Here is a 23,356-nt window from a genome sequence, read left to right as displayed (position 1 = left end):
TGGTGACTTGCGTGAAAGTGTCCGAGGCATCTTGCGTGAAAGTGTCTGCTGAAAATGTACTTTGACCTGTGGTTATGGCGAACCAGATCTCTTTGCGAGCTGGACACTTTCGCGCAAAATCGCAGGACACTTTCCCGCAAGTCCCAATAGGCAGAAGTGCTGTTGAGCTGGGTTTTTGTTCTCTCGCGCGATGCGGCTGGGCGGGGTCAATGATGCGTGTGGGGATTGAAGCAGGCGGCGCGCCTCTGGTGCCGCCGCATCGAGCGGCTGCCCCCACGCGTAGGAACTTTGACGTCTTCCACCAGCAGCTGGGCCGACTACAGCCGGGTGACCCCGGGCCTTCCCCCGTGAAAGTGGACACGCGTTCGGGTGGTTATGCGGCCAGCGTGAGCTTATCGGACTCCTGCCGGTGCCGGTTTTCGTAGGCCATGGGGCTGAGGTGTCCGTTGGCGGAGTGCCTGCGGCGGGTGTTGTAGCGGGTGAGCCACCGGAAGACGGTGCGTCGGCAGAGTTCCGCTCCCGGGTAGCGGTGGGCGCCGCGCAGGGTCTCCCGCTTGAGGGTGGCGTGGAAGCTCTCGCAGGCGGCGTTGTCGGCGGAGGTGCCGACCGCGCCCATAGACTGGGTGACCCCCAACTCGCTGCACAAGTCGGCGAATTCACGCGATGTGTACTGGGCGCCGTGATCGGAGTGGAACACCGCGCCGTTCAGACCGCCGCGGGTTGCGGCTGCCATCCGCAGGGCGTCGGAGATGAGTTCGGTGCGCATGTGGGCGGCGATGGACCAGCCGACCACCCGGCGGCTGAAGCAGTCCAGGACAGTTGCCAGATAGAGGAACTGGCCGTCCCCGGTGGGGAGGTAGGTGATGTCGCCCATGTACTTGGCTCCGGGCGCGGGGGCGGTGAAGTCCCGCTGGAACAGGTCCGGGACCGGTGTCGCCGACGGCTCGGGGATCGTGGTGCGGACCCGTTTGCGCAGGCGTATGCCCTGGATGGAGAACTTGCGCATCACGCGGGCCACCCGTTTCTCGTTGATCTTCCGGCCGTCGGCGCGGAGTTCGGCGGTGATCCGCGGAGAGCCGTAGGCGCCGTCGGAGTCGGTATGGACGGCGCGGATCTGTTCGGCCAGGGCCTGGTCGGCGGCCTGCCGCGCGGTCCGTGCGTCGGCCCCGTCCCGCCACTTGTAGTAGCTGGAGCGGTTCACGCCCAGCACCTGGCACAACCGCTTCACGCCGAAGGCGTCCCGGTGGTCGTGGACGAACTGGAAGCGGTTCACCAGTTCGTCTCGCCGGCGAAATACTTGGCTGCCTTGCGCAGGATGTCCCGCTCGGTGGCCAGCTTTCGCTCGTTCGCCTCAAGCTCGGCCACCCGGGCCTCCAGCTGCCGGATCCGCTCGTCCGGGTCGGCGGACGGTGCCGGCTGTCCTGCCCGGGCCGGCGCAGCCCCACCTGACCGGGCGGCCGCGGGGGCGACGCCGCGACGCTCCCGGTCCCGCAGCACCCACTCACGCAGAGTCGCCCTGTTGATGCCCAGGTCAGCGGCGATGCTCTTGTAGGTCGCCCCGGGCGTGGACTCGTACAGGGCCACGGCATCGGCCTTGAACTCGTCCGAGTAGTCCTTCATCGCCATCGGCGGTGTTCTCGCTTCCTCCGGATCAAGCAGATCCAGTATCAGCGTGTCCACCACTCAGGGGGAGGCCCCCCCCACGCGTAGGGACTGAACGTGACCAGTTCCACCATGTGCTCGAAGTTGCCGGACTGACCCTCACACGTAGGGACTGATCAACCTCTCCCGCTGGCAGGGGGAGCAGCCGCTTGGGTGACCCCCAGGCGTAGGGACGGCACATCGTGCCGTCTGCGCGCTCGTCGAGGCCGTGGGGCTGACCCCTACGCGTAGGGACTGGACTTCGTCTCGGGCCCGAGCGGGTAGGTCGCCGCGGGGTGACCCTACGCGTAGGGACTGGGTCGGTTCGCGACCATCCAGACCGAGGACGAGCTGGGATGACCCCCACGCGTAGGGACTGGACGGGCTGTGGGCCGCACGGGGGCCGGTGTGGGTGGGATGACCCCCACGCGTAGGGACTGGACGGGCTGTGGGCCGCACGGGGGCCGGTGTGGGTGGGATGACCCCCACGCGTAGGGACTGGACTCTTGCTGACCTGCACGGCTGTTGCCGTGTGGAGGGGATTCACCAAGGCGTTGATCGTCGAGCCGTACATGGGTTGACCCCCACGCGGGTAGGAACTGGACCTCCTTGAGTAACTCCAGGCGGATGAGCGGTGGGGCGGACCCCAGGCGTAGGGCCTGGGCTCGGTGAGCTGGCCCGTTTGCAGAGCACGGTAGGGCGGACCCCCACGCGGAGGGACTGGACGCCCAGCCCGGCGAAGCCATGCTTAGCGAGGGCGGCTGACCCCCACACATAGGGACTGGATCAGGCCGAGGTGTCCATCGACCCCCTGCGGACGGGCTGACCCCCACGCGTAGAGACTGGACGTCGACCCCGCCGTCGGCCTCACGTTGGACGACGGCTGACCCCCACGCGTAGGGACGGGGCGATCGGCAGCATCCTGGTTCTGCTGCTCACCAGGGCGGACCCCACACGTACGGACGGCACCAGGTGCTGGTCTTCTTGACGTGGGCCCACTGAGGCTGACCCCCACGCGAAGGGACTGGACTTCCCGCATGGCGCTGATGAGGCTCGAGTTGCAGGCTGACCCCCACGCGTTGAGGACTGGACCCCCAACACAAAGGAGGCCACGATCCTCAGCCCGGCTGACCCCCACGCGTAGGGGCGGCACATGGCCTCCCCATGTCCCAGCGGAACTACAAGGAATGACCTCCACGCGTAGGGACGGGGCGACTCCATCACCAACGCCTTGATCGTCAAGCCGGGCTGACCCCCACGCGTAGAGATGGCACCCACATTGACCTGCATGGCTATTGCCATGTAGACGTGATTTTACTGGTATTAGTGCGGGTATGGGGAGTTTTTCTGCTGGAGCCCATATGCGCGGGCTGGCTGTCGGTGGCAGTGTCATGAGCGTCGGGGTTCGGGTCGGGACGGGGTGGATTTGGCTGTGACGGCAACTCCTGCCGGGCGGGGAGGGCAGGTGCCAGGGGCCGGTGTGCGCACAAAGAGACGGGAAGCGTGCCTCCCGTCTCCAGTACGGCTGGTGGGGAAAGGTAGTACCCGGACGACGGGTGCGGTGGAGAAGACCGCACGACCCCCACGAGCTGGAACTGGCCAACGGCTGGCGGTTCCCCGGTGCGAGAGACCGCAGGAGTGGCCTGGTTGCTTGGACTCTATCCCCTTCAGGGAATGTCTGCGGAGGTATCGGCGGATTCAGAGACAGCCTGCGTCTATACGGTCGAGGCTTGTGCGCGACCACCAGCCAGGGCACTGGCACGGCACGTTCGTAAGAAGCAGGGGCGGGCCTGCCACCGGAGCCCCAAGGAGCCCATGCCGCCAGCGGGGTGGAGGAATCGGTGGTCGTCCGGAAGGAGGGATGAGCCGATTGTCGCCGCCCCTGGCGTTCGAGCGCCGGCTCCAACTCTCGCAGGCCGGCCAGCTGTCGGCCAGCGGTGTGCCGACTGGGGATGACGGGATCTGTGGCCATGCGGTTGAGCACCGCCGGGGCCAACGGTTCACCGATGCGGGTGATGGCGAAAGCATTGCTGTGCTGATGTCCTGAGCCGGAACGTCGGGGGAGGGGCGGCTGTATGGGGGTTGCCGAAGACAGCAGGCCCGGCGGTCTGGATCTGACACCGTGGGGCAAGTACAGCCTGCTCTACAACCTGGTCTATCCGCTGCTGTTCCATCAGCTGGATACGGCCGCTGTGATGGGGGAGTTGTGGGACCGGTACCTGACGCCGGCGCAGCGCCGGGTGATCTGCCGAGGGCTGGGTCTAGGGCCGGCCGAGGCGCGCTGCGAGGTTATGTTCCTGGCGGGCGCCCACGACATTGGTAAGGCGAGCCGGTTTCAGATGTGCGAGCGGGGCGCCTGGGCGCAGGTGAGCGATGCCCTGCAGGCGGAGGCAGGGCCGTGGCGGCTGATCCGTCACGAACGCGCCTCCATGCACGCGGCCATCGAGCTGCTGGCCGATCTCGGCTACCGGCTTATGGGCAACGCCAGTCCGGCGGTTCGCGCGGCCCAGATCCTCGGCGCCCATCACGGCCGCTATCTGCAGTGCGATGTACACGGCGCGGCCAGCCCTCAGCGAGTGCGGCTGGATCTGGGCGGCCCGTTGTGGCAGGACTTGCGCCGCCGCTACCTCGCCCAGATCCGCTATCTCACGGGCGCCACGACACCGCCGGCGAGGATCTCCGCGGAGGCGGCGGTCCTGCTGTCGGGGCTGGTCATGGTCGCGGACCGGCTGGTGAGCCAGCCGCACGTGTGGATGCGCCGTGCCATGGCCCAGACCGAGGGAGCGCTGGTGCACTGGATCAGCACGCGCCACCCCGCGAGGGCGGACGCCGAGGAGGGGTGGGCGGCGGAGGTGGTGACCGAGTCCGGGCTTGAGCGGGTCTACCTGCCCCACGTGCCCTTCACCCAGGCCCATCCGCACACCGGCGGCCCGAACCGGCTGCAGGCCTCGGTCCTCAGCCAACTCGACCCGGTGGTCAAGGAGCAGGGGGCGGGCATCCTGGTGGTCACCGACTCCACCGGCACCGGCAAGACGATCACGGGTCAGGAGGCCGCCCGGATCTTCAACCGTCACTGCGGCACCTCGGGGATGGCGGTGCTGCAGCCCACTACGGCCATCGCGGATGCCGCCTACGAGAACCTCGTCGACTACGTGAGCGCGCACCGCCCGGAGCGGGCGCCGGTCTCGTTGGTGCACAGCCATTCCTGGAGCAGCGCCGCCTACCACGACAAACGCCTGCTGGAAGCGGCCGGCCAGCTGACGCTGGACGAGTACTTCGACGAGCACCACGACAGGTCCGGCCGCCCCGAACACCTGGTCACCGTTCCCGACCCCTTTCTGCGCGGCTGGGACCGGGCCTTGTTGGCCCAGTTCACCGTCGCCACCATCGACCAGGCACTGATGGCCGTTCTGCCCGTGCGCTACAGCGCGCTGCGCATGCTGGCCCTGTCGGGGCGCACCGTCATCCTGGACGAGATCCATGTCGCCACCCCCTACATGCGGCGCCTCACAGCCCGGCTCGTGCACTGGCTTGCAGCCCTGGGCACACCGGTCGTGCTGCTGTCCGCGACGCTGGAACCGGCCGCGGCCCGGGAGTTGGTGCACGCCTATCTGACGGGCGCGGGATTGCGGGCCGGCCGGCTCGACGGCCTGGATACGGGCGTGCCCTACCCGGGCTGGCTGTTCGCCGCCGCCCGCGACGGCGCTGTCACCCGCATCGATCCCGGCCATGCGGCCGCCCACGCTACTGCCACCCGCCGTACCCTGACCCTGTGTCACCAGCCCGTGATCGCGATGCGGCTCGGCACCATCGAACGCTCTGCCGCCGCCGACGAGCGGCTCCATCACATCGCCGAGGAGATCCGCCTCGTACCGGCGGACGGCGGCTGCGTGATCATCGTCTGCGCCACCGTCGCCGACGCCCAGGACACCTACCGCTACCTCGCCCGCCTGCCCTGGCCGCGCCCCCGCGAAGACTTGGTCCTGCTGCACGCCCGCTTTCCCGGCCACCAGCGCGAGGCCATCACCCGGCGCGTGCGCACCGAGCTCGGCCCGGCCGGAAGGCGCCCCGAACGGCTGGTCGTGGTCACCACCAGCCTCCTCGACATGAGCTTAGATCTCGACTGCGACCTCATGATCAGCGATCTGGCCTCGCTGGCCCGGACGCTGCAACGGGCCGGCCGGCTGTGGCGCTTCGAGCGACTGTGGCAGGAAGAAACCGGTACGGGCCGCTCCCGCAGGCCCGCCTGGATCCTGGAGCGTGGGCCACGGCTGACAGTCCTGGAACCGGTCGCCGACGGCCGTACTCACCTCCCGTCGTGGTGGGGCCAGGGCGAGCCGGCCTTCGAACTCCACGCTGCCGCACACTTGCTTAAGTCCTCGTCCGCGCTCATTCTCGACCTGCCCGCCCAGCTTCCCCATCTGCTGGAGACAGCCGCTACCCGCATCCCCGGCACGCTGACCGCCCTGCACGCCGCCTACCAGGCCGACCTGCGGGCCCACGAACACCTCGGCCACGAACAAGCCGTGCCGCCGCCCGCCCGCACAGGCTCCCTGGCCGACCTCTACCGCCGCCCCACCACCGCCGGCACGGCCCCGACCCGGGAAGGCGCCCGCCCACGCCGCCTGCTGGCCTGCTACCGCCAGCCGGACGGCTCGCTGCACCTGGACCGGGCCGGTGCCCACCCCCTGCCCGACAGTCCCCGGCTGCCGGCCCCCGCCATCCGCTCCATCCTCGACCGCACCGTGAACGTCCCAGAGGACTGGCTCGCCGAGGCCCCCGCCCACCTGCCCGAATCCTGGCGCCAGCACGCGCTGTTGGCGGACCTGACCCTCCTGATCCACGACGCCACTGCTGTCGGCCCCATCCGCTTCGCCAGCCACCTCCTGCACCTCGACCCCGTCCTCGGCCTCGTCCACGACGAAGCCCCGCACTGACGGACGGCCGTACCCCCCCCAAGCCACACCTGTGCGCGGCCCGGCCGACGCCAGGCCGCACCAGCCCGGACTCAGCGTTCCGTGGGACTGCGGACGCGGTACGAACCGGGAGGCGCGTACGCCGGAGCGTGCGCCCGGAGCGGGCTCCAGGACACGCAAGGAGCCGCCGCACCGCTGTGACCAGGCACCTCTTCGCGCACGGGCTTATACACCCAGCGACGGCACCACGTGCCGAAATGCTCCATAACGGGCCCGCTGTTCGGTGGGAGTGCTTCATTGAAAAGACACCTCAGGGCAGGCACGCCTCGCATCCACCGCACTGCACTCCGTCTGCTCTGTGCACTGCCTGAACGTCTTGTCCACACCCGATCCGCCCGGCCCGCGCCGCCACAGAAGGCCACCGCCCCATGCCCAGCGCACCCTCCTACCCCGTCGACCAACGCCCCTGCATCCCCGTCCTCCTGAACCAACGCCACCACACGCTCGGCATGCGCGAGGTACTTCTCGAGGCACACCGCATCGAGGACCTGGCACTGCCCCATCCGCCCGCCTTCTCCGGCCTGCTGCGGATGCTGACCGCCATCACCGCCGATCTCACCGGCCTCGACGACCCGGACCTGTCCCTGGACGAATGGCACGAGAAACGCACCACCCTGCTCACCAGCGGCCACGGACTGAACGCCACCGACGTCCACGACTACTTCGACCGCTACGTCTGGGACCTCTACGATCAACACCGCCCCCTGCTCCAGGACCCGCGCCTGGCCGAGCAGTGCACCAAGACCTCCGGCATCAACCGGCTCGTCTTCGGCCGGCCCTCCGGCAACAACCTCGCCTGGCTCAGCGTCCACACCGACACCGCCCCCCGACCGCTGCCCAGCGACGAAGCCTTCTGGCACCTGCTGATCCAGCACTACTACGGTGACGCAGGCCGCTGCACCACCCGCAGCGCCGGCCCCCACACCAGCGGCCAGGCCACCGCCGGACCCCTGCGCTCCACCCTCTCCTTCCACCCCCGCGGCGCCACCCTCCTCGAAACACTCCTGCTGCACCAGTTCCCCTACACCGGCAGCCCCCTGCACCACCCGGACGCCTGCCCCTGGGAGGAACCCGACCCGCCCGACCCGGTCAACCCACCGCCCCCGGTGACCTGGCTCAAACGCCTGCTGACCGGCCGCTCCCGCCACGCCGTATTGCTGGTTTCCAACCAGGACGGCAGCGCCGCCACCGACTGCTACCTCACCTGGGCCACCCAGCACCCCGCCTACCCCGCCACCGACCCCTACCTCATCATCGACACCCGAACCCGCGACCAGGCCAAGGACCGGGACCAGCCCCGCCGCGCCGATGCCGACCGCGGCGAGTGGTGGCGCGACATCGACGCCCTGCTGCTGTCCGGCGACGAAACCGCAACCCAGCGCCGCCCCACCGTCTTCGGCACCCTCAACGACCTGCCCCAGACGGTACGGGCCCGGCTGCGGGTACGGGTGTGCGGCTTCGACCAGGACGGCCGCTGCACCAGCCGCATCTGGTACACCGCCCTGACCCCACCCATCTGGAACCGCGCCGAGGAACACGACCCGCACGCCGCCCGCCGGATCGCCGCCTGCCGACAGGCCGCCGAACACCTCGCCGCCCTCCTGCGCACCCAGGCCAACACCGCCTGGAACCAGACCCGCACTCCCACCGCCGACGGCGCACCGCCCGCCGCCCGCCGCCGCTTGCCCACCAGCCGGTGGGCGCGCGAGGCCCTGGCCCTGTACTGGCCGCGCGCCGAAAAGACGTTCTGGACCCTCGTCAACGAGAACCCGGACACGCAGCGCGACCCCTATCCGGTCTTCGCGTACGCCGCCGTGGACGTCCTGCGCCAGGTGACCCTCCCGGACCTGGCCCGTCACCGGACGGCCGGCCCCGCACTGGCCCGCGCGGTGCGCGCCCTCCGCGCGGCCGCGGCTCCCGACTCCCGCCGCACGAAAGCAGCCCGCCGTGCCCAGCCGTGACGACTACCGCGCCCACTGCGACGCCTACGTCAGCACCGTCCGCACCCTGTGCACCACCCCGGAGATCCGCTCCGCACTCCAAAAGGGCCAGGGCAAACCCGTCGACCAATGCCAGCCGCTGCACCGCTTCCTCAGCAGCCCCACCCGCACTCACCCCGACCGGCGCGCCCACTACACCCTTGCCTGCCTCATCGCCCACGAACGCCCCGAGCGCCACCCCGTCATCGCCACCCCGGACCCCGAGCAGCCCATCGCCTGGCCAGCACGCCCCAACCTCGGCGCCACCCTGGCCCGCGCCGCACACGGCCGCACCGACGGCCCCCACGAAAAACAACTCCAGGTGCTCATCCGCCTGTCCGAGGACCTCCTCCACCGGCGCCTGCCCGGTCTGACCCGCCAACTCCTCGGCGTCGACTGCCCACCCGACTTCGCCGTCCTGCTCGCCGACCTCACCTACTGGAACAGTAACCGCCTCAGCGTCGCCACCCGCTGGCAGGACGCCTTCTACCTCACCGCCCCCACCCCGCCCACGGCTCCACACCCCAACCCACCGGAAGAGAGCAGCACACCGTGACCACCCCCCAACTCGCCCGCTACATCGACCTCCACATCCTCCAGGACCTGCCCGCGTCCTGCCTCAACCGAGGCGAATACAACGAACCCAAGACCCTCATGATCGGCAACGCCCAGCGCGCCGCCATCTCCAGCCAGTGCCTCAAACGCGCCGACCGGGACGACCTGGAGAGCCTTCTGGCCGAGCCCGCCGCCCGCACCCGCCAGCTGCCGCCCCGCCTGGCCCAGGCACTGCGCGAGGCCGGCTTTCCCGAAGACCTCGCCCGCTTCGCCGCCACCCAGATCCCCCGCAGCGCCACCAGCGAAGGCCTCGCCACCGACCCGGACGCCGACGACCGCACCCTGGCCATGCTCTACGTGCCCGCCGACACCATCATCGACGACCTCGCCGCCCTGTGCGCCCGCCACCGCACCGCCCTGGAAAAGGGCATGGCCAAGGAAGCCACGTCCACCGCGAAAACCCCCGCCGCCCACCTGCCCACCGACGAGGTCGTGAACCTGCTGTGCCAGCGCACCGCCAGCATCAGCCTCTTCGGCCGCTTCCTCGCCGGACTCGCCGACGCCCACGTCGACGGCGCCGTCCAGATGGCCTGGGCGTTCACCACCCACACCAGCGATCCGCAGCCCGACTTCTTCGTAGCCCGCGAGGACTGGGCCGAGCCCGGCGAAGCCGCCAGCGCCCACCTGGACACCGCCTACCTCAGCGCCGGCGTCTTCTACCGCTACGCCAGCGTCAACCTCACCGAGCTGACCCGCAACCTCGACGGAGACAACCGCCGCGCCCTCGGCCTGCTCGCCGCGTTCACCGACGTGTTCATCACCGCACTGCCGCAGGCCAAGAAGAACTCCACCGCCCCCCACACCCTGCCCGACACCGTCCACTACGTCGTCCGTGACCGCCGCCCCGTCTCCTACGCCTCCGCCTTCCATCAGCCCGTCAAAGCCGAACGCCACGGCGGCTACCTCGCCCCCTCCCGCAGCGCCCTGTCCCGGCACGCCGGAATCATCACCCAGATGATCGGCGCCCGGCACCGCATCGCCCACGGCCACGTCACCCACGCCCCCGACCCCCTCCAACACCTCGGCGACCACCACACCAGCTACGACACCCTCATCGACGCCCTCACCACCGCGGCCGCCGCCCCCGCCACCACACCCCGCACCTACACCGCGGCATGACCATGCCCGACACCCCTACCGACACCGCCCCCCGCACCCCAACGGCCGGGCTGCTCCTGCGCCTGGCCGGTGTCCTGAGCGCCTACGGCACCGACACCGCCTTCACCCGTCGCGGCACCCAGCCCCACCCCACCCGATCCGCCCTGATCGGCATGTTCGCCGCCGCAGCCGGCCGCCCCCGCGACCAGGCCCTCGACCCCCTCGACCTGCCCGGCCGCCCCTCCTACACCGACCTGGCCTTCACCATCCGCATCGACACACCCGGCACCCCCTACACCGACTTCCACACCACCGGCAGCGCCCGCCCCCGCCACGAACAACTGCGCACCAGCAAGGGTGGCCGCCGCGCGGAAGGCAAAAACACCCACGTCACCCGCCGCCACTACCTCACCGACGCCTGCTTCACCGTCGCCGTCCACGGAAGCCCCGCCCTCATCACCTACCTCGCCCACACCCTCGAACACCCCCACTTCGCCCCCTACCTCGGCCGCCGCGCCTGCGTCCCGGACGAACCCCTCGTCCTCACCCCGCCCCTGACCGACCCGCTCACCCACCTCCTTAAGCACGCCCCCCTCACCCTCCCCGCCCCTCCCGGCCCCGACGACGACCGCATACCGGTCACCGTCTGGTGGGACACCCCGCCCTCCCACCCCACCTCCCACCGCGAACTCGCCGACGAACCCGCCGACTTCACCCCCCACCGCCGCCGCCACACCGTCCGCCCGCACTGGAGCACCACCGAATACCTGCCCGCCACCCTCTACACCGGCACCGACCCCCTGCCCGCCCTGGCCGACTACCGCCACCGCCTGGAGCAGCCATGCCCACCGCCACCCTGACCTGCATCCACCTCAACCTCGCCCACCCCGCCGTCCGCCGCGACCTCGCCGACTACACCTGCCTGCACCGCACCGTCATGCAGCTGCTGCCCGACGACCTGGGCCCCCACCCCCGCCAGACGGCCGGAGCACTCTTCCGCCTCGAACGCGTCACCCCCCAGCCCCTCCTGTACATCCAAACTCTCATCCCACCCGACCTCACCCGCCTGCCCAAGCACTACGGAACGGCCCAGACCTGCGACCTCACCCCCATGTTCGAAGCCCTCACCGCCGGCCGCGCCGTCCGCTACCGCATCACCGCCAACCCCTCCACGCGCAGCCGCCGGACACCCGGCCCCGGCGCACCACCTCTGCCCAAACACGGCCGCATCCTCGCCCTCGACGACATCCCCGCCCACGCCTGGTGGCAGCACCGCGCCAGCCAGGCCGGCCTCCACCTCAACACCACCGTCAGCGAACGCCACCCCTTCCGCCGCCGCCGCGACCGACCCGGCCCCGTCCACCGCCTCCTCCAGTTCGACGGCACCGCCCTCATCACCAACCCGGCCGCCCTCACCAACGCCCTGCTGACCGGAATCGGCCGGGCCAAGTCCTACGGCGGCGGCCTGCTCACCCTCCGCCCCGCCTGACACCGACGGAACACCCATGCCCGCACACCGCACGAGTGACGAGGAACGCGCCGCCTCCGTCACCCACCTCCTCGCCCTCGAAGCCGCCGGCACCCCCCTCACCTCCCCCCGTCTGAAAACCGTCGCGGCCGCCCACGGCTGCAGTTCAAAGAGCGTGGAGCGCTGGCTCAAACGCGCCCGTGACAACGACGGCCACTACCAGCGCAAACAGCGTGAAGCCACCGAAGTGACCGAACGGATGGAAGACGAACTGATCCGCTGGTGCGGCAACATCTCCTCCGCCCACCAGGCCCTCACCGACGACGGCATCCTGACGCTGAGCTACTCCGCCTTCTACCGCGCCGTCATACGCACATATCCGCGCAGCTACCTCGATGGCCTGCGCGGCGGTGAAAAGGCCCGCCGACGCCACGACCTGCACGGCTCAAACCGTCACCGCGGCCGCCGCAACGACGCCTGGGAAGCAGACCACAAGGAAGCCGACGTCTGGGTCAACGTCAACGGGACCGCCCGCAAACCCTGGCTCACCCTCTTCGTCAACTGCTCCAACGACGGCATCTGCGGCTGGGCCGTCACCCCCCACACCCCCAACAGCCAGGCGATCATCGTCGCCCTCCACCATGCCGTGCAACGCGGCGGACCCCACGGGCCTTTCGGCGGCGTCCCCACACTCATCCGCGTTGACCGCGGTACCGACTTCCTCAGCGACGCCGTCCACCAGGCCATGGGCATTCTCGACATCGACCGCGTGGACCTCCCGCCGCGGCGCCCCGATCTCAAGCCCTACGTCGAATCCCTCAACAAGTCCTTCAAGAACATGCTCTTTCGCGGCATGCCCGGCTACACCGAATGCCCCAGCCCCGACACTACGGCCGAATCCAAGCCTGCACCCATTGAAGACCTGCTGACCTTCGAGCGATTCACCGCAGAGGTCCGCCAGTTCGTCCACCGCTGGAACCACAAGCACCGCGTCCGCAACCTCGGCAAACGCACACCTCTCGAAGTCTGGAAGGCCGACCAGACCGTCATCCACGACCCTCCGCCCGCAGCCCTCAGGCGCTTCCTCCCCTTCGTCCGCCGCACCTTCACCATCACCGGCACCGGAATCGAGTGGGCGGGCCGCCACTACCTCGAAACCTGGATGCGCAATCTGGGTGGCGTCCGCGTCCGCCTGCGCCACCTGCCCGGCTACTTCGACACCGTCGAGGTCTACGACGCCACCAGCGACAAGTACTACGGCACCGCCCGCTGGACCAACGCGGCCAGCACGCACCTGATGCGGCGAGTTCGGGAAACCAACGCAGCCGACGCCGCCCGCCTGAGGAAGGCCGCGAAGAGGCGCCCCAAGATCGTCGCCGAACGCTTCGCTGCCACCGCGGAATCCGCCCCGCCCCGGCTGCTCACCACCCTCACCACCGAACAAGCCCGCCAACACCTGCACGACACGCGTGACACCGACCCCCTCGCAACCCCAAGGCCCGCGGACGAGAACCTCCCCGAACCCACCGGTTCCTGGACCAACACCCGACCCCCGCAGCCCCCCGCAGACACCGACGACAACCTCCCCGCCCCAACCCCCTCCTGGATCACCCCCTCCACCCCACCGGCGAACGAACCGGAAGACACCCCATGAACCCCAGTAGCGCCGGCCACTACCTCGACCTGCCCAACGCCAACCTCGTGGTCACCCGCACCGTGCTGCGCACCCAGAAGCAACTCCAGTTCGCCATCGACCACAGCGCCATGCTCTGCATCCACGGCGGCGTCGGCCTGGGGAAAACCCTCACCGTCCGCACCTGCCTGCGCGACCTCGCCCCCGACACCACCCGGCTCTTCCAGTTCCACCGCAACTGCGCCCTCAGCGACGTCCAGAAGAAAGTGGCCAGCGCACTCGACGTCCCCACCAGCAGCCCGGGCCTGACCACCCGGATCGGCGAAGCGCTGGCCGAACGCCCCTACGTCCTCGTCTTCGACGAAGCCCAAGGACTGACCATCGACGCCCTCGAATGGATACGCATCAACCTGTGGGACACCGACCACAACCGCCCCACCATCGTCTTCGTCGGGGCCGAAGAAACACGCAGGAACCTCCGACGCCGCTCCGCCCTTGCCTCACGTATCACCCTGTGGCCCCGTTTCACCCCCCTGCACCCCACCGAAGTCACCGAACACCTGCCCCGCTACCACGTGACATGGAGCAAGGTCTCCGAGAAAGACCTGCTCTGGCTCGACGACGCGGCCTGCCGCGGCAACTTCCGCGACTGGGCCAAACTCACCCTCACCGTCCAAGAACTCCTCACCGAAAAGGGCCTGCCCCCCGACGGGTTCACCCGCGACATCGGCCGCGAAGCCCTGTACACGTTCGACCCGTCCGATCTTCACCTGCCGTCCGCCGACGCTGACGGGCTGTGAGGCGTACAGCGTTTGTCCGCCTTATCGCCTGCCGCCGCGGCACCTCGCCTCGTGGCTATCCCGTGGCGTAAAGCCGCCTACCAGAAACTGAACGGTTCACGCAGCTGCCCACCGCGCCAGATCCGTAGCACTGGACGGCCGAACGTGGGGGAGGGCCGACGGCTCTTGCGTGCCGATCGGCCGCCAACTTGTCGGCGATCCAGCCCGAGGGTAGGGACGAGGACGCCCTCGAGCGTTGGCAGGTCCCCATCCGCGCCTACCAAGAGCGCGCGTGATGAGCCATGTTGCTCGGTCGGTGATCAGGGCCGGATGGGTGATCACTCGGCGATAGCCAGCCCAGGAACCCGCCTCCGGGTTCCTGGACCGACTGATGGTCCTGCGGTCAGGCGTCCGACGTCGGCTTGAGCAGGCGCACATCGCCAGCCCTGCCGTTCTTGATCACGAACTCGACCTGCTCCCCGGGTTTCGGTGCACGCGAAAAGACCTTGAAATCCTGGCAATGAACCGGGACTTCGCGGCCTCGGGCCACGGCGATATAGCCCATGCCCTCGCGCGCGTCGAACCACTTGATGCGGCCCTTCAGCACTGCATCACCCGGTGGACGGGCCTGGGCCCGCTCGGGGACCAGTTGCTCATTGTCCCACTGCTGCTCGCGGCGGGGCATCACCCGTGCCCTCTGAATCACCTGGTTGAGGCCATCGCCCAGGCTGATCACGTTATGCAGGGAGTCCACTGCGGAGTCGGACACGGCCGCGACGTACTTGTCGAATGCCTGGTCCTGCAGCTCATCCTTGTCGAGGTCGTCCCATGGAGTGCTCATTCGTCACCCCCCATGAACCAGTCGCGATTGTCGTTGAGAGCTTCCTTGAGCCTTTTGCGTGCCAGATGAAGGTTCGAGCGGACACGGCGGGGATCGACGTGGAGCAGATCCGAGATCTCCGGAATGCTGAACCCGTCGTAGTTCCAGGCCATGACTTCACGCTGCCGTTCAGGCAACTTTGCGATGGCATCGATGACGTCCTTCTCCTCGTCGAGGAGCTTGAGCTGGTCGAATGACGGGAAGTAGAACCATTCCGCTTCAGTAGCCCGCCGGACGTCCTCGCTCGAACGCTGTTTCTGCGCCCGGTAATTGCGCAGTGCGGTGGCCCGCACGTACTTCGCCGGGTAGTCGATGCTGTCCCACCGCTGAAACGCCTCCGCGAATGCGTTCTGGGTCGCGTCCCATGCGTCATCCCACGTCGCACCGTTCTTGTACACGAACAGGACGATGAGCCTGACCTCTGAGGCGTAGAAGTCGGTGAAGCTCGACTGGCCGGCCCATTGGTCTGCGGAAGAGTCCGGGTCGTCGGGCTTTTTCATGTCCAAGGCGTGCTCCTTGCGGATTCCAGTCCTTGGGCTTGATGGTGCCACTGGGTAGCAGGCCAGGAGCACACCATGGAGTGTTCCTCTCCGGAACTGGACCAGGCGATCACGCCACCACCGGGAAGCAGGGGAATAACCGCCTCAAGGAGGTCCTGGCGTGATCGTGCTTCCTGCCTGCTGATCCAGGCCCTGAGGAGCACGCCTGGGTACGGGTAGAGATATCGCAGAGCCAAGAGCATTGCGCTCAGCCCCACCACGGCCGGTTCGGCCATCTGAACCTCCTCGCTACGAGACCGGGTTGTCAGGCGCAGTCACTAAGTAAGAGCGAGACGATCACCGATTTATCAAGTAGCTGTCGAGTGAAGCCATTTCATGGGGGCTGCGGCGCAGAGCGGTCGGCCAGCCCGGCCCCGCCGCCGATCAGCCGATCAGCTTGTGCAGCACGGGCACGCTGAGCCGAAGGGCCCCAAGGCCGCGACGACGGTGGCGGACTTCTCGGAGAGGAAACGGGCCCGAGTCCAGGGCGCGACTGACGTCGCTGGGTGCCGTTGGCGACCCGTCCCAGGAGGCCAACCCCCTGCGTCTGGTGCAGGCGTTGGGCGGGACCTCGGCTGTCAGCGCATGCTTGCGGGCTCGGGCCGCGTGCTGATTGGCGGGCACCCCGTGGAGTCGACACTCAGGTGCGGGGTCACCAGGGTCGTGTGGGACGTCGTCACCCATCGCCTCTGCGCGATCATCACGCTCCGGCCAAAGCTCGCAGATGCTTTCGGGCTCACCAGGTTCGCCTTGGACGTCCATGCCCACACCCTGCTGGCCTCGTTGAAGTCTCGCCGACAGCGGGTGAGGCGCTGCCCCGGACCACGCCCCCGATTTTTCCTCGCCAGTTCACATCCGGGCCTCGGCGCGCCTCTAAGCGAAGTAGAACCGTTGGCGATCGCGGTGGCCCGAAGCCGCCAGCAGGAAGGAGAACGCATGGACTCGGTGACGGCATCGGTGCTGATGGTCCTGGCTGGCTTGGGCGTGCGTGTCGTCGCCTTGGCGTTCGAGGAGACTCGGGCCCGCTGGCAGGACCGCCAGGAGCAGGTGCGGCGGCGGGAACTCGCCTTGCTAGCACGCTCGTTGCCGCGAGGCAGCCGACTGGACGAGGTGCGTGAGGATGGAAGTGAAGTCCATCTCGTGATCTCGCGGTACGGCGGATCGAAGGAAGGTGGATCGGCGTGAAGAGTCAGGAACACAGGCCCAGGAGCGAGCGCGACCCCCTGGCGGTCGCCATGACCGTAGAAGCCTCCAGCGCGGGACGGCGGGAATCGTCCCGGAGCATTGATGAGCCGATGACCGAGTACGAGCAGGCATTCAGCCGGTTCTACCGGGAGCTGGTTGTCCCGCTGACCGCCTACCTGGTATCCCAGGGCGCCTCGGCGCACCTCGCCGCCGAGATCGCCCAGGACACGATGCTCAAGGCGTACCGGAAGTGGCACGAGATCCACTGGCACAAGAGCTGGGTGTACAAGGTGGCGTACCAGGCCTACGTCCGGCACGTCACGCGCGTCGACGCGGAGCCTTTCGAGGAGGTACCCGAACCGACTCCGCTGCTACCCCGCCCCGACCAGGCGGAGGCTTGGGCACAGCAGCGAGAAATCATCCATCTACTGCGGGAACTGCCGCCACGCCAACAACAGGTGCTGGCCCTTCATCACGACGGCTGGACCACCGGGGAGATTGCCGAACTCCTCGGCATCGGCAACGCGACGGTGCGCCAGAACCTGCACAAGGCCCGGCTGGCCGCAGCCCGTTACATCACGGGTCGGAGGGAGGAGTGATGTCCAACAACACGGCGACCGGCGCGGCCCAAGCCGTCGACCGATGGCTCAAGGACCAGTACCTGCAGCTGCGTTCAGGACTGTCCCTTCAACTCGACGTCGACAGCGGCCTTGGTGAAGCACGCAGCCATGCGCGCCAGGCAGAGCTGGTACACGGGCTCGACCGCATCCTGGCTCCTGAGGCAGGGCTCGCGGCGATCTTGCGGCCCCGGCTCCGGCGGATGCCCGGACTACCTGCAGCCGTGCAGGACCAGTTGGCGGAGCACTCGCCGATGATCCGTTCCCTCCGTGCTGTCTGCCCTGCGACCCGGTTGTCCGTCCGTGCGAACCCGGACACGACTCCCACAATCCTCGGCATCCTGCTGGTGCGGGTCCTCGACCTTGCCGTCGCGCTCTCCCTCGATCACGACCGCAGCCACGCTCGCGCCCGCGACCTGGCGCACGCCCTCGCTCTTGATCTCGCCCGAGTCCGTGACCGTGCCGTTGACCCCGGCGTGGCCGGAGCCCATTCCCGCGCACTCGAACTCGCCCACGCCATCGACGTCGACATCAACTTCGACCTCGACCACCTCGCCCGCGACATTGCCGGCGACCAGGCCCTGACGCTCGCCCACAGCCTCGCGTCGGGCGTCGAAGCCACCCTGGCCGACGACCTCGACCAGCTTCGCACCCGTGATCGTGATCGGCTCCGCGACCTTCTGCGTGCACGCACCCGCAGCCGGGCTCTCGCCGCCACTCACACCCGCGCCATCGCGGCCCTGCTTGACCTCACTACCACCACCGGCCTTGCTGACGCACTCCTCTCCGGCGCGCTGGACGATTTCACCAATGATGACCTGAGCGAGATTGAGCTCACGGGAACTGACCTGGTCGGCATCCTCTGGTCGGCGGACGGCACCCGCTGGCCACGCGGCACAGACATGGACGAACTACGGGCAAGGTCCCTGGAGACGCCCCCCGACTCCGGTGTCTATGTCGTGACTGAGCCCCCAAGGGTTGGTGCCCGGCAGTGAAGGCGCGGCCCAGGCGGCCGATTCGCCCTGGAGGACAATCTCGTCCTCCAGACCCCCAGTCCGCAGCCCATCTCCTCGAAGAGCTCGTACCTGCCCGGGACATGAGCGGGAACAAGGACTTCCCTGATCTGTGAGGCGGTCGGATGGCTGCCGGTTACTACGCGTGAGACAGGCGGGATCACCGTGTCATTCGGTCGTTGTGTTGTACCGGATGTGAGGTTGAGTGTTCTGGGGATACTGGGGACCGATTCTGACCGTGTTGTGTCCGATGGTGGCCGTTATGCACGTGCAGAGCGGTCGGATACCGCAGCGATGTCATTTACGTACCGTAGTGGTAGGCATTCGTTTGAGTGAGCATGTAGCGTCCCCCCAAACACGCGAGTGAGCCCCGGCACGGCGGGATACCAGACCGGGGCCCAACTCAACTCTCTGCTTCGACCAAGGAGTTGGAATGCCCCCTGACCGAATCTCCGCCTTGGGCCAGTCACTGGATCTGAACTGGCCCAAGCGGTTCGACCGTAACATCCCGCAGTGGGCCGCGGTTGAAACCCGCGATCTGCGTGACAGGGAAGTCAACATGCAGGTAGGGGCATTCATCGCAGCCCCTGTCCTGGGCGTTGTGCTGGTCTTGCGGCCCGAGATGTACGAGCCCGCCGCGGCGGCGGTCTGCATGCTGCTGGCCGCCACACGCCGCTCGCACGTGCGCTACCGGCGCCTTCGCACCGCCTGACGAACAGGTGTCCGCGGCCTGGGCAGCCGCAGTTGCCCGGGCCGCGGACACCCGACCTGCGGCGCACACGCCCGCCCGGGTACGGATCGGGGAGAAACAGGACCTGACGGCTTCTGCTGAATCTCCCTATTTCCGCACCTCCGCCTGCTCCGGCAGCACGCCCGCGGAAGGGATGCCCCTGTCATGACGCCGAAAGACCCCGGCCCTGCCCACTGCCTCAACCCCGGCTGCGGCAACCTGATCGACCGCAGCGCCGGTTCGGGACGGCCACGCCACTACTGCAGCGACGCCTGCGGCCGCGCATACCGCAGGGCACGCGAGAAGTCACCGACTCCCGACGCCCTCGCTCACAACGACTTCGCCCACCAGGTCGCCGACGACCTGGCCCGTGTGATCACCCACATGCTGCACCTGACCCGCGCCCAGCAGCCGCTGGCCGCGCTGACCCTGCTGCGCACCGTGGAGGCAGACCTCGAGGACCTCAAGGCCGGCCTGGTACAACAGGCCCGCGATCAGCGGCAGAAGAACGCCGACATCGCCCAGTGCCTGGGCCTGCTGCCCGAGCAGCTCAGCCGCAAGCTCTCCGCCGACACCGTGCGCCGCCGCATGGACAGCCGCCCGCTCCGCACCCGGACACGGGTACGTCTGCCGCGCCAGGCCGCCCTACCGCCTGCGACCGCACCACGGGCCGTGTCGGCTCCCCGCATCCCGGGAGCGCGCCGTCTGGCGGCCGGCGGGGGAGAGGCGACCGTGTCCCGGGCCAGAGACCCCGACCGCCATCCGGCCGGCCCGGCATCCGTGCTCACACGGGCGCTGTCCCACCTGCAGCGCCTGAGCGGCAAGACACTGCGTGAGCTCGCCGATGACACCGAGGTGTCCGCCTCGTACGTCTCACGCGTCCTGTCCGGCGAACGGTGCCCGTCCTGGAAAGTCGCCCGACTGCTCACGCTCGCCTGCGGGGGAGACCCGGCCGAGATACAGCCGCTGTGGGCGGCGGCCCGCGGGCAGGCCCCCACCCAGCGTCAGAGCCTGCCGGCCGCCCTGCGCGGCCTGCACCTGGCCGCCGCCCGGCCCCGCGCCGACCAACTCGGCGAACACACCCGCCTGACACCGCATGCCATCACCGGCATGTTCAACGGCACCGCACTGCCCTCCTGGGAAGACGTGGAGGAACTGGCTCACGCCCTCAACGCCGAGGCGCAGCCGCTCCGCCCGCTCTGGAACGCCGCATGCGCCGCTCTGGCCGGCCCGTCAGCATCCACGGCCGGCCCCGTCACCGAGGTGATCGGATGACCACACGCGCCCCACACCCACCAACCCGGCCCCCTTCCGCGCAGGCCCGCATCCCGCAGTCCCGCACCAGTAGCAGCCTGCCACGCGAGCCGGTCAGCCTTGTTCCGGCACTGCCGCCCGCCTTCGAGGCGTTCTGCGCCCTCCACCGCGACAGCTACCTCGACTATGCCGGTGCCCACCTACCGCGGCCACAGGCCCGCCGCCTGGTCTGCAGCCTGCTCGGCGAACTCGCCGTCGGCTGGCTGGACATCGTCAGCAACCCCAACCCGCCGGCTCGGGCCTGGACGCTGCTCCACGCCCGCGTTCAATGCGCTGCCTCCCCTCCGGCCGTGCTGGAGAGCTGTCCCGCACAGCAGTACGACGCGCTGGTGCTGCACTGCCGGCTCGGCTACAGCAGCGCACGGGCCGCCGCCGTGATGGGCGTGGACCCCAGTAAGATCCGCTACTTGGTCTTGTCGGCGTCAGCGGACCGTCGCCAGGCCGTACGGCATCTGCATCCCGAGTCTCCAGCATCCCGTGCAGCCTGACGCCCGAGCACATCGGCATCAGGCAGTTGAGCACCTCGGACCTGCGTGTGTTCAACGCAGCTCTCGCTTGCGAGTGGTTGTCAGGCGGAGGGAAGTGGCTCCGACTCGTCCTGCGGGGCGGCCTCAGCGATCTCCGGGGTGGTGTAGAAGACGGAGCGGCCTTGCTTGGTGCGCTGCGCCTGGTTCTTGGCCACGAGTCCTTCGAGCGTGAGGCGCACGATCTTGGCCTTGATCTCCCGCTCGGGATGCTGCTGTTCCAGTGCGGTGCTGATTTCGGCGGCGGAGCGAGGCTCGTGCTGGCCGTTCAGATAGTCGCGGACGAGCTCGACGAGCTTGGGCGCGGCCGACTGCGCGTCCTGCGATGCTTCGGTGTTCTTCTTGCCAGTGCGCTTTGAGGTCGGGGTGGCGGACTTGCCGGCCCGCGCCCGGCGGCTCGTGCTCGGTGCGGCCGCGGTCTTCCGCTTGCGGGGAGCGGGCACTGGCGCGGCCTCAGGGGCAGGCTGGGCGGGCGCTGTGGGGACGCCGAGGGCCTGCTGGATGTTCACCAGGGTGGTCTGGTCCTGCTGCAGGGCAGCCAACTGAGCTTGCAGCGCTTCGATTTCACCGCCGATACGCTCCTGTTCCTTGAGGTTGCGTTCAAGGTCGCCGGCGACCTGCGCGCCGTACTGCGAGGTCAACTGGGTCGTACTGGCGGTGGTTTCGGACATGATGCTCACATTCCTTCGCGAGGGCTACCGGCCGGCAGACGCCGGACCATGCCGTGTACGGAATCGCATTGCGTGTGCTGTTCATCCTGGTGCCGTGCGAGCAGCAGTGGTTACAGCCGCACAGCTGTGTCGTAGCGATAGTACGGAAAGACATGTGCGTTGTTCTCTCCTGCAGGTGGCTGAAATCTGGCAGGTGCGGAGTTCGGCCGTGGTCAGCGAGCCGACCTGTGTGCAGCGGCAGGTGTGCGGCGTAGAGGGGAAGCCGGCTGCCAGTGCACCTCGTCGGTGTCCTGGTGATGGCTCCAGGCGGCGAGGGTGCGCCTGGCCACCAGCCGGTCGAGGAGCTCTCCGGTCTGCTGGGGCGAGTGCCCGCACAAGCGGGCAAGAGTAGCCATGTCCGGTGCGGGATGGGCCGGTGCGGTGTAGGCCGCCAACGCCAGGGCGGCCAGCCGTTGCGCTGGGGCTTCTGCAGCGGTGGCGGCAAAGGGGCTGGGCTGCAGCGCCCAGTGGGCGGCGCGCCTGCGCGCGCTGAGACTTGGGGCCTGGTCCAGTAGGGCGTCGTCGAGCAGCCGCACCTGCAGGCCGCCTGCCCGGGGATCGGGAATGCCGAGCCAGCCGCAGTGTGTGAGTTCCTGCCACACCTCCGGGCGCCGGTGCAGGCGCATGCCGCGCAGCAGGCCGGCCGACAGCCGGACGCGGCCGTGCCGGTCGGCGCGCAGGGCGCACTGCAGGGCGAGCAGCCGGGCGGCGGGGGAGGTAACACTGGGGAGGGCGGAGGCGAGGTAGGTGAGCATCTCCCGGACGCGTTGCCTGTGTTCGTCGTCTGTCTGCGGCCGGCGGGTGCGGGCGGGGGCGCTGTCCGGGTGGGGGCTGCACAGGGTGTCCGGCACGATGGCGGTGTGGCTGGTGGCCGCCGTGCAGGCGGCGCAGGTGTCGGCGAGCCGCCAGGTGCGGCCGCTGCGGTCGCGGGTGAGGGCGAGCAGGACGGGCCCTGCGCAGCCGCGGTGGCGTGGGTGCCAGCAGCAGCCGCGTTCCCGGCACTGGCAGGTACGCAGGTGCGGCGCCAGTGTGTTGGCGCGGGCGTGGTGGGCGAGATGGGCCAGGGCGGCCGAGCGCGCGGAGGAAGCCTGCAGGGCAGGCGTCTGGGCGGTGCAGTGGGGACACCGGAGGGACGGCCCGCCAGCCTGCGGCCGCAGTTCCACTGTCCAGATGCGCCGCACGTGGGTGTGCGTGCCGGCAAGCCTCATCGGCTGGTCGTCCTCCCGTCACTCCGTGCGGCGATGGCCAGTGCCCGGCAACCGGGCGCCAGAACCCCTGCAACCGTAGTGCGGCCCCCTGCACCGTGAACGTCACTCCCACTCCGACGGAAAGTGCAGGAACTCGCACTGACGGGGCAGGGTACTGCACCGTCGGATGGTGGGGTGACGATCTTGCCGCCCGACCCCGACCTCACCGGGCTGCGCGTCGTGCTCGCGCGCCTGCGGGCCGAACGCGGCTGGACCTTCGACGAACTCGCCGACCGCAGCGGCCTCGCCCGGCGCACCCTCATCGACCTCGAACACGGCCGCACCAGCGGCAGTGTCACCACCTGGCACGCCCTCGCCCACACCTTCGACGTGCCCATCGAGCACCTGCTGGGCGCCCTCTGCGACAACCACACCCCGCCCGGCACACCCGGCTCCTGACCCCCTTCG

At 69.2% G+C, this 23,356-nt stretch carries 21 protein-coding genes; 16 read left to right on the top strand and 5 right to left on the bottom strand.

Annotated features, from left to right (window positions below; all coding sequences use genetic code 11):
* Nucleotides 1–373: 373 nt before the first annotated feature.
* A protein-coding gene (locus ACIRVK_RS35250; RefSeq protein WP_404254443.1) for an IS3 family transposase occupies nucleotides 374–1,626 on the bottom strand; the annotation gives its coding sequence in 2 pieces (ribosomal slippage) (nucleotides 374–1,284 and nucleotides 1,284–1,626; 1,254 coding nt in all).
* 1,876 nt (nucleotides 1,627–3,502) lie between these two features.
* Between ACIRVK_RS35250 and ACIRVK_RS35245 the strand changes: the two genes are divergently transcribed.
* From ACIRVK_RS35245 to ACIRVK_RS35205, 9 genes are all read left to right on the top strand, one after another.
* Nucleotides 3,503–3,688 (top strand): hypothetical protein, encoded by a 186-nt coding sequence (locus tag ACIRVK_RS35245; protein ID WP_404254433.1) that lies wholly within the window; start codon nucleotides 3,503–3,505, stop codon nucleotides 3,686–3,688.
* A gap of 28 nt (nucleotides 3,689–3,716) precedes the next feature.
* Nucleotides 3,717–6,578, top strand: a complete 2,862-nt coding sequence (locus tag ACIRVK_RS35240; protein ID WP_404254431.1) for an HD domain-containing protein — start codon at nucleotides 3,717–3,719, stop codon at nucleotides 6,576–6,578.
* 407 nt (nucleotides 6,579–6,985) lie between these two features.
* Nucleotides 6,986–8,578: a type I-E CRISPR-associated protein Cse1/CasA gene (gene casA, locus ACIRVK_RS35235; protein WP_404254429.1), complete on the top strand. Its 1,593-nt coding sequence runs from the start codon at nucleotides 6,986–6,988 to the stop codon at nucleotides 8,576–8,578.
* On the top strand, nucleotides 8,565–9,152 hold the full coding sequence (casB, locus tag ACIRVK_RS35230) for a type I-E CRISPR-associated protein Cse2/CasB (protein ID WP_404254427.1): 588 nt from the start codon (nucleotides 8,565–8,567) through the stop codon (nucleotides 9,150–9,152). The genes casA and casB overlap by 14 nt, the downstream gene beginning before the upstream one ends.
* Complete coding sequence (gene cas7e, locus ACIRVK_RS35225; protein ID WP_404254425.1) at nucleotides 9,149–10,330, top strand: type I-E CRISPR-associated protein Cas7/Cse4/CasC; 1,182 nt, start codon at nucleotides 9,149–9,151, stop codon at nucleotides 10,328–10,330. The genes casB and cas7e overlap by 4 nt, the downstream gene beginning before the upstream one ends.
* A gap of 2 nt (nucleotides 10,331–10,332) precedes the next feature.
* Nucleotides 10,333–11,169: a type I-E CRISPR-associated protein Cas5/CasD gene (gene cas5e / locus ACIRVK_RS35220; RefSeq protein ID WP_404254423.1), complete on the top strand. Its 837-nt coding sequence runs from the start codon at nucleotides 10,333–10,335 to the stop codon at nucleotides 11,167–11,169.
* Nucleotides 11,151–11,798 (top strand): type I-E CRISPR-associated protein Cas6/Cse3/CasE, encoded by a 648-nt coding sequence (locus ACIRVK_RS35215; RefSeq protein WP_404254421.1) that lies wholly within the window; start codon nucleotides 11,151–11,153, stop codon nucleotides 11,796–11,798. Before cas5e ends, ACIRVK_RS35215 begins: the two co-directional genes overlap by 19 nt.
* Before the next feature lie 16 nt (nucleotides 11,799–11,814).
* A complete protein-coding gene (locus ACIRVK_RS35210) occupies nucleotides 11,815–13,431 on the top strand; it encodes a hypothetical protein (protein ID WP_404254419.1) in 1,617 nt (538 codons plus the stop codon).
* On the top strand, nucleotides 13,428–14,210 hold the full coding sequence (locus ACIRVK_RS35205) for an AAA family ATPase (protein ID WP_404254417.1): 783 nt from the start codon (nucleotides 13,428–13,430) through the stop codon (nucleotides 14,208–14,210). Before ACIRVK_RS35210 ends, ACIRVK_RS35205 begins: the two co-directional genes overlap by 4 nt.
* 382 nt (nucleotides 14,211–14,592) lie before the next feature.
* On the opposite strand, the gene ACIRVK_RS35200 is transcribed toward ACIRVK_RS35205, so the two are convergent.
* Together ACIRVK_RS35200 and ACIRVK_RS35195 are read right to left on the bottom strand one after the other, a co-directional pair.
* Complete coding sequence (locus tag ACIRVK_RS35200) at nucleotides 14,593–15,030, bottom strand: cold shock domain-containing protein (RefSeq protein ID WP_404254415.1); 438 nt, start codon at nucleotides 15,028–15,030, stop codon at nucleotides 14,593–14,595.
* Nucleotides 15,027–15,569: an RNA polymerase sigma factor gene (locus ACIRVK_RS35195; RefSeq protein WP_404254413.1), complete on the bottom strand. Its 543-nt coding sequence runs from the start codon at nucleotides 15,567–15,569 to the stop codon at nucleotides 15,027–15,029. The genes ACIRVK_RS35200 and ACIRVK_RS35195 overlap by 4 nt, the downstream gene beginning before the upstream one ends.
* Nucleotides 15,570–16,544: 975 nt before the next feature.
* On the opposite strand from ACIRVK_RS35195, the gene ACIRVK_RS35190 reads away from it, so the two are divergent.
* The 6 genes from ACIRVK_RS35190 (at nucleotide 16,545) to ACIRVK_RS35165 (ending at nucleotide 20,955) form a co-directional block, all read left to right on the top strand.
* On the top strand, nucleotides 16,545–16,793 hold the full coding sequence (locus tag ACIRVK_RS35190) for a hypothetical protein (protein ID WP_404254411.1): 249 nt from the start codon (nucleotides 16,545–16,547) through the stop codon (nucleotides 16,791–16,793).
* A 110-nt stretch (nucleotides 16,794–16,903) separates the two neighbouring features.
* Nucleotides 16,904–17,392 carry an RNA polymerase sigma factor gene (locus ACIRVK_RS35185; RefSeq protein WP_404254409.1) on the top strand — a complete coding sequence of 163 codons (489 nt, stop codon included), beginning with the start codon at nucleotides 16,904–16,906 and terminating at the stop codon, nucleotides 17,390–17,392.
* Nucleotides 17,392–18,405, top strand: a complete 1,014-nt coding sequence (locus ACIRVK_RS35180) for a hypothetical protein (protein ID WP_404254407.1) — start codon at nucleotides 17,392–17,394, stop codon at nucleotides 18,403–18,405. Before ACIRVK_RS35185 ends, ACIRVK_RS35180 begins: the two co-directional genes overlap by 1 nt.
* Nucleotides 18,406–18,856: 451 nt before the next feature.
* Entirely contained in the window at nucleotides 18,857–19,135 is a 279-nt protein-coding gene (locus tag ACIRVK_RS35175; protein ID WP_404254405.1) for a hypothetical protein, read from the top strand.
* Between the two features lie 183 nt (nucleotides 19,136–19,318).
* Nucleotides 19,319–20,428: a helix-turn-helix domain-containing protein gene (locus ACIRVK_RS35170; protein ID WP_404254403.1), complete on the top strand. Its 1,110-nt coding sequence runs from the start codon at nucleotides 19,319–19,321 to the stop codon at nucleotides 20,426–20,428.
* Nucleotides 20,425–20,955, top strand: a complete 531-nt coding sequence (locus tag ACIRVK_RS35165; RefSeq protein WP_404254401.1) for a hypothetical protein — start codon at nucleotides 20,425–20,427, stop codon at nucleotides 20,953–20,955. The genes ACIRVK_RS35170 and ACIRVK_RS35165 overlap by 4 nt, the downstream gene beginning before the upstream one ends.
* Before the next feature lie 80 nt (nucleotides 20,956–21,035).
* On the opposite strand, the gene ACIRVK_RS35160 is transcribed toward ACIRVK_RS35165, so the two are convergent.
* Both ACIRVK_RS35160 and ACIRVK_RS35155 read right to left on the bottom strand, forming a co-directional pair.
* A complete protein-coding gene (locus ACIRVK_RS35160) occupies nucleotides 21,036–21,662 on the bottom strand; it encodes a hypothetical protein (protein ID WP_404254399.1) in 627 nt (208 codons plus the stop codon).
* Between the two features lie 212 nt (nucleotides 21,663–21,874).
* Complete coding sequence (locus ACIRVK_RS35155) at nucleotides 21,875–22,909, bottom strand: hypothetical protein (RefSeq protein ID WP_404254397.1); 1,035 nt, start codon at nucleotides 22,907–22,909, stop codon at nucleotides 21,875–21,877.
* Nucleotides 22,910–23,083: 174 nt separating this feature from the next.
* Here ACIRVK_RS35155 and ACIRVK_RS35150 point away from each other — a divergent pair, with 174 nt between their 5' ends.
* Nucleotides 23,084–23,347: a helix-turn-helix transcriptional regulator gene (locus ACIRVK_RS35150; protein ID WP_404254395.1), complete on the top strand. Its 264-nt coding sequence runs from the start codon at nucleotides 23,084–23,086 to the stop codon at nucleotides 23,345–23,347.
* The last annotated feature ends 9 nt before the right edge of the window (nucleotides 23,348–23,356 follow it).

This window comes from Streptomyces sp. NPDC101152 (assembly GCF_044768275.1).
In the GTDB taxonomy this organism is placed as follows: Bacteria; Actinomycetota; Actinomycetes; order Streptomycetales; family Streptomycetaceae; genus Streptomyces.
This window is presented reverse-complemented; position numbering and strand designations above follow the sequence as displayed.

Excerpts from the sequence above, each read along its gene's own strand:
- cas5e (WP_404254423.1), top strand. The coding sequence starts at position 10,333 with ATGCCCGACACCCCTACCGACACCGCCCCCCGCACCCCAACGGCCGGG.
- ACIRVK_RS35160 (WP_404254399.1), bottom strand. The coding sequence starts at position 21,662 with ATGTCCGAAACCACCGCCAGTACGACCCAGTTGACCTCGCAGTACGGC.
- casA (WP_404254429.1), top strand. The coding sequence starts at position 6,986 with ATGCCCAGCGCACCCTCCTACCCCGTCGACCAACGCCCCTGCATCCCC.
- ACIRVK_RS35245 (WP_404254433.1), top strand. The coding sequence starts at position 3,503 with ATGAGCCGATTGTCGCCGCCCCTGGCGTTCGAGCGCCGGCTCCAACTC.
- ACIRVK_RS35165 (WP_404254401.1), top strand. The coding sequence starts at position 20,425 with ATGACCACACGCGCCCCACACCCACCAACCCGGCCCCCTTCCGCGCAG.
- ACIRVK_RS35195 (WP_404254413.1), bottom strand. The coding sequence starts at position 15,569 with ATGAAAAAGCCCGACGACCCGGACTCTTCCGCAGACCAATGGGCCGGC.
- ACIRVK_RS35200 (WP_404254415.1), bottom strand. The coding sequence starts at position 15,030 with ATGAGCACTCCATGGGACGACCTCGACAAGGATGAGCTGCAGGACCAG.
- ACIRVK_RS35215 (WP_404254421.1), top strand. The coding sequence starts at position 11,151 with ATGCCCACCGCCACCCTGACCTGCATCCACCTCAACCTCGCCCACCCC.
- ACIRVK_RS35210 (WP_404254419.1), top strand. The coding sequence starts at position 11,815 with ATGCCCGCACACCGCACGAGTGACGAGGAACGCGCCGCCTCCGTCACC.
- ACIRVK_RS35180 (WP_404254407.1), top strand. The coding sequence starts at position 17,392 with ATGTCCAACAACACGGCGACCGGCGCGGCCCAAGCCGTCGACCGATGG.
- ACIRVK_RS35240 (WP_404254431.1), top strand. The coding sequence starts at position 3,717 with ATGGGGGTTGCCGAAGACAGCAGGCCCGGCGGTCTGGATCTGACACCG.
- ACIRVK_RS35155 (WP_404254397.1), bottom strand. The coding sequence starts at position 22,909 with ATGAGGCTTGCCGGCACGCACACCCACGTGCGGCGCATCTGGACAGTG.
- ACIRVK_RS35185 (WP_404254409.1), top strand. The coding sequence starts at position 16,904 with ATGACCGAGTACGAGCAGGCATTCAGCCGGTTCTACCGGGAGCTGGTT.
- ACIRVK_RS35175 (WP_404254405.1), top strand. The coding sequence starts at position 18,857 with ATGCCCCCTGACCGAATCTCCGCCTTGGGCCAGTCACTGGATCTGAAC.
- ACIRVK_RS35205 (WP_404254417.1), top strand. The coding sequence starts at position 13,428 with ATGAACCCCAGTAGCGCCGGCCACTACCTCGACCTGCCCAACGCCAAC.
- ACIRVK_RS35190 (WP_404254411.1), top strand. The coding sequence starts at position 16,545 with ATGGACTCGGTGACGGCATCGGTGCTGATGGTCCTGGCTGGCTTGGGC.
- ACIRVK_RS35170 (WP_404254403.1), top strand. The coding sequence starts at position 19,319 with ATGACGCCGAAAGACCCCGGCCCTGCCCACTGCCTCAACCCCGGCTGC.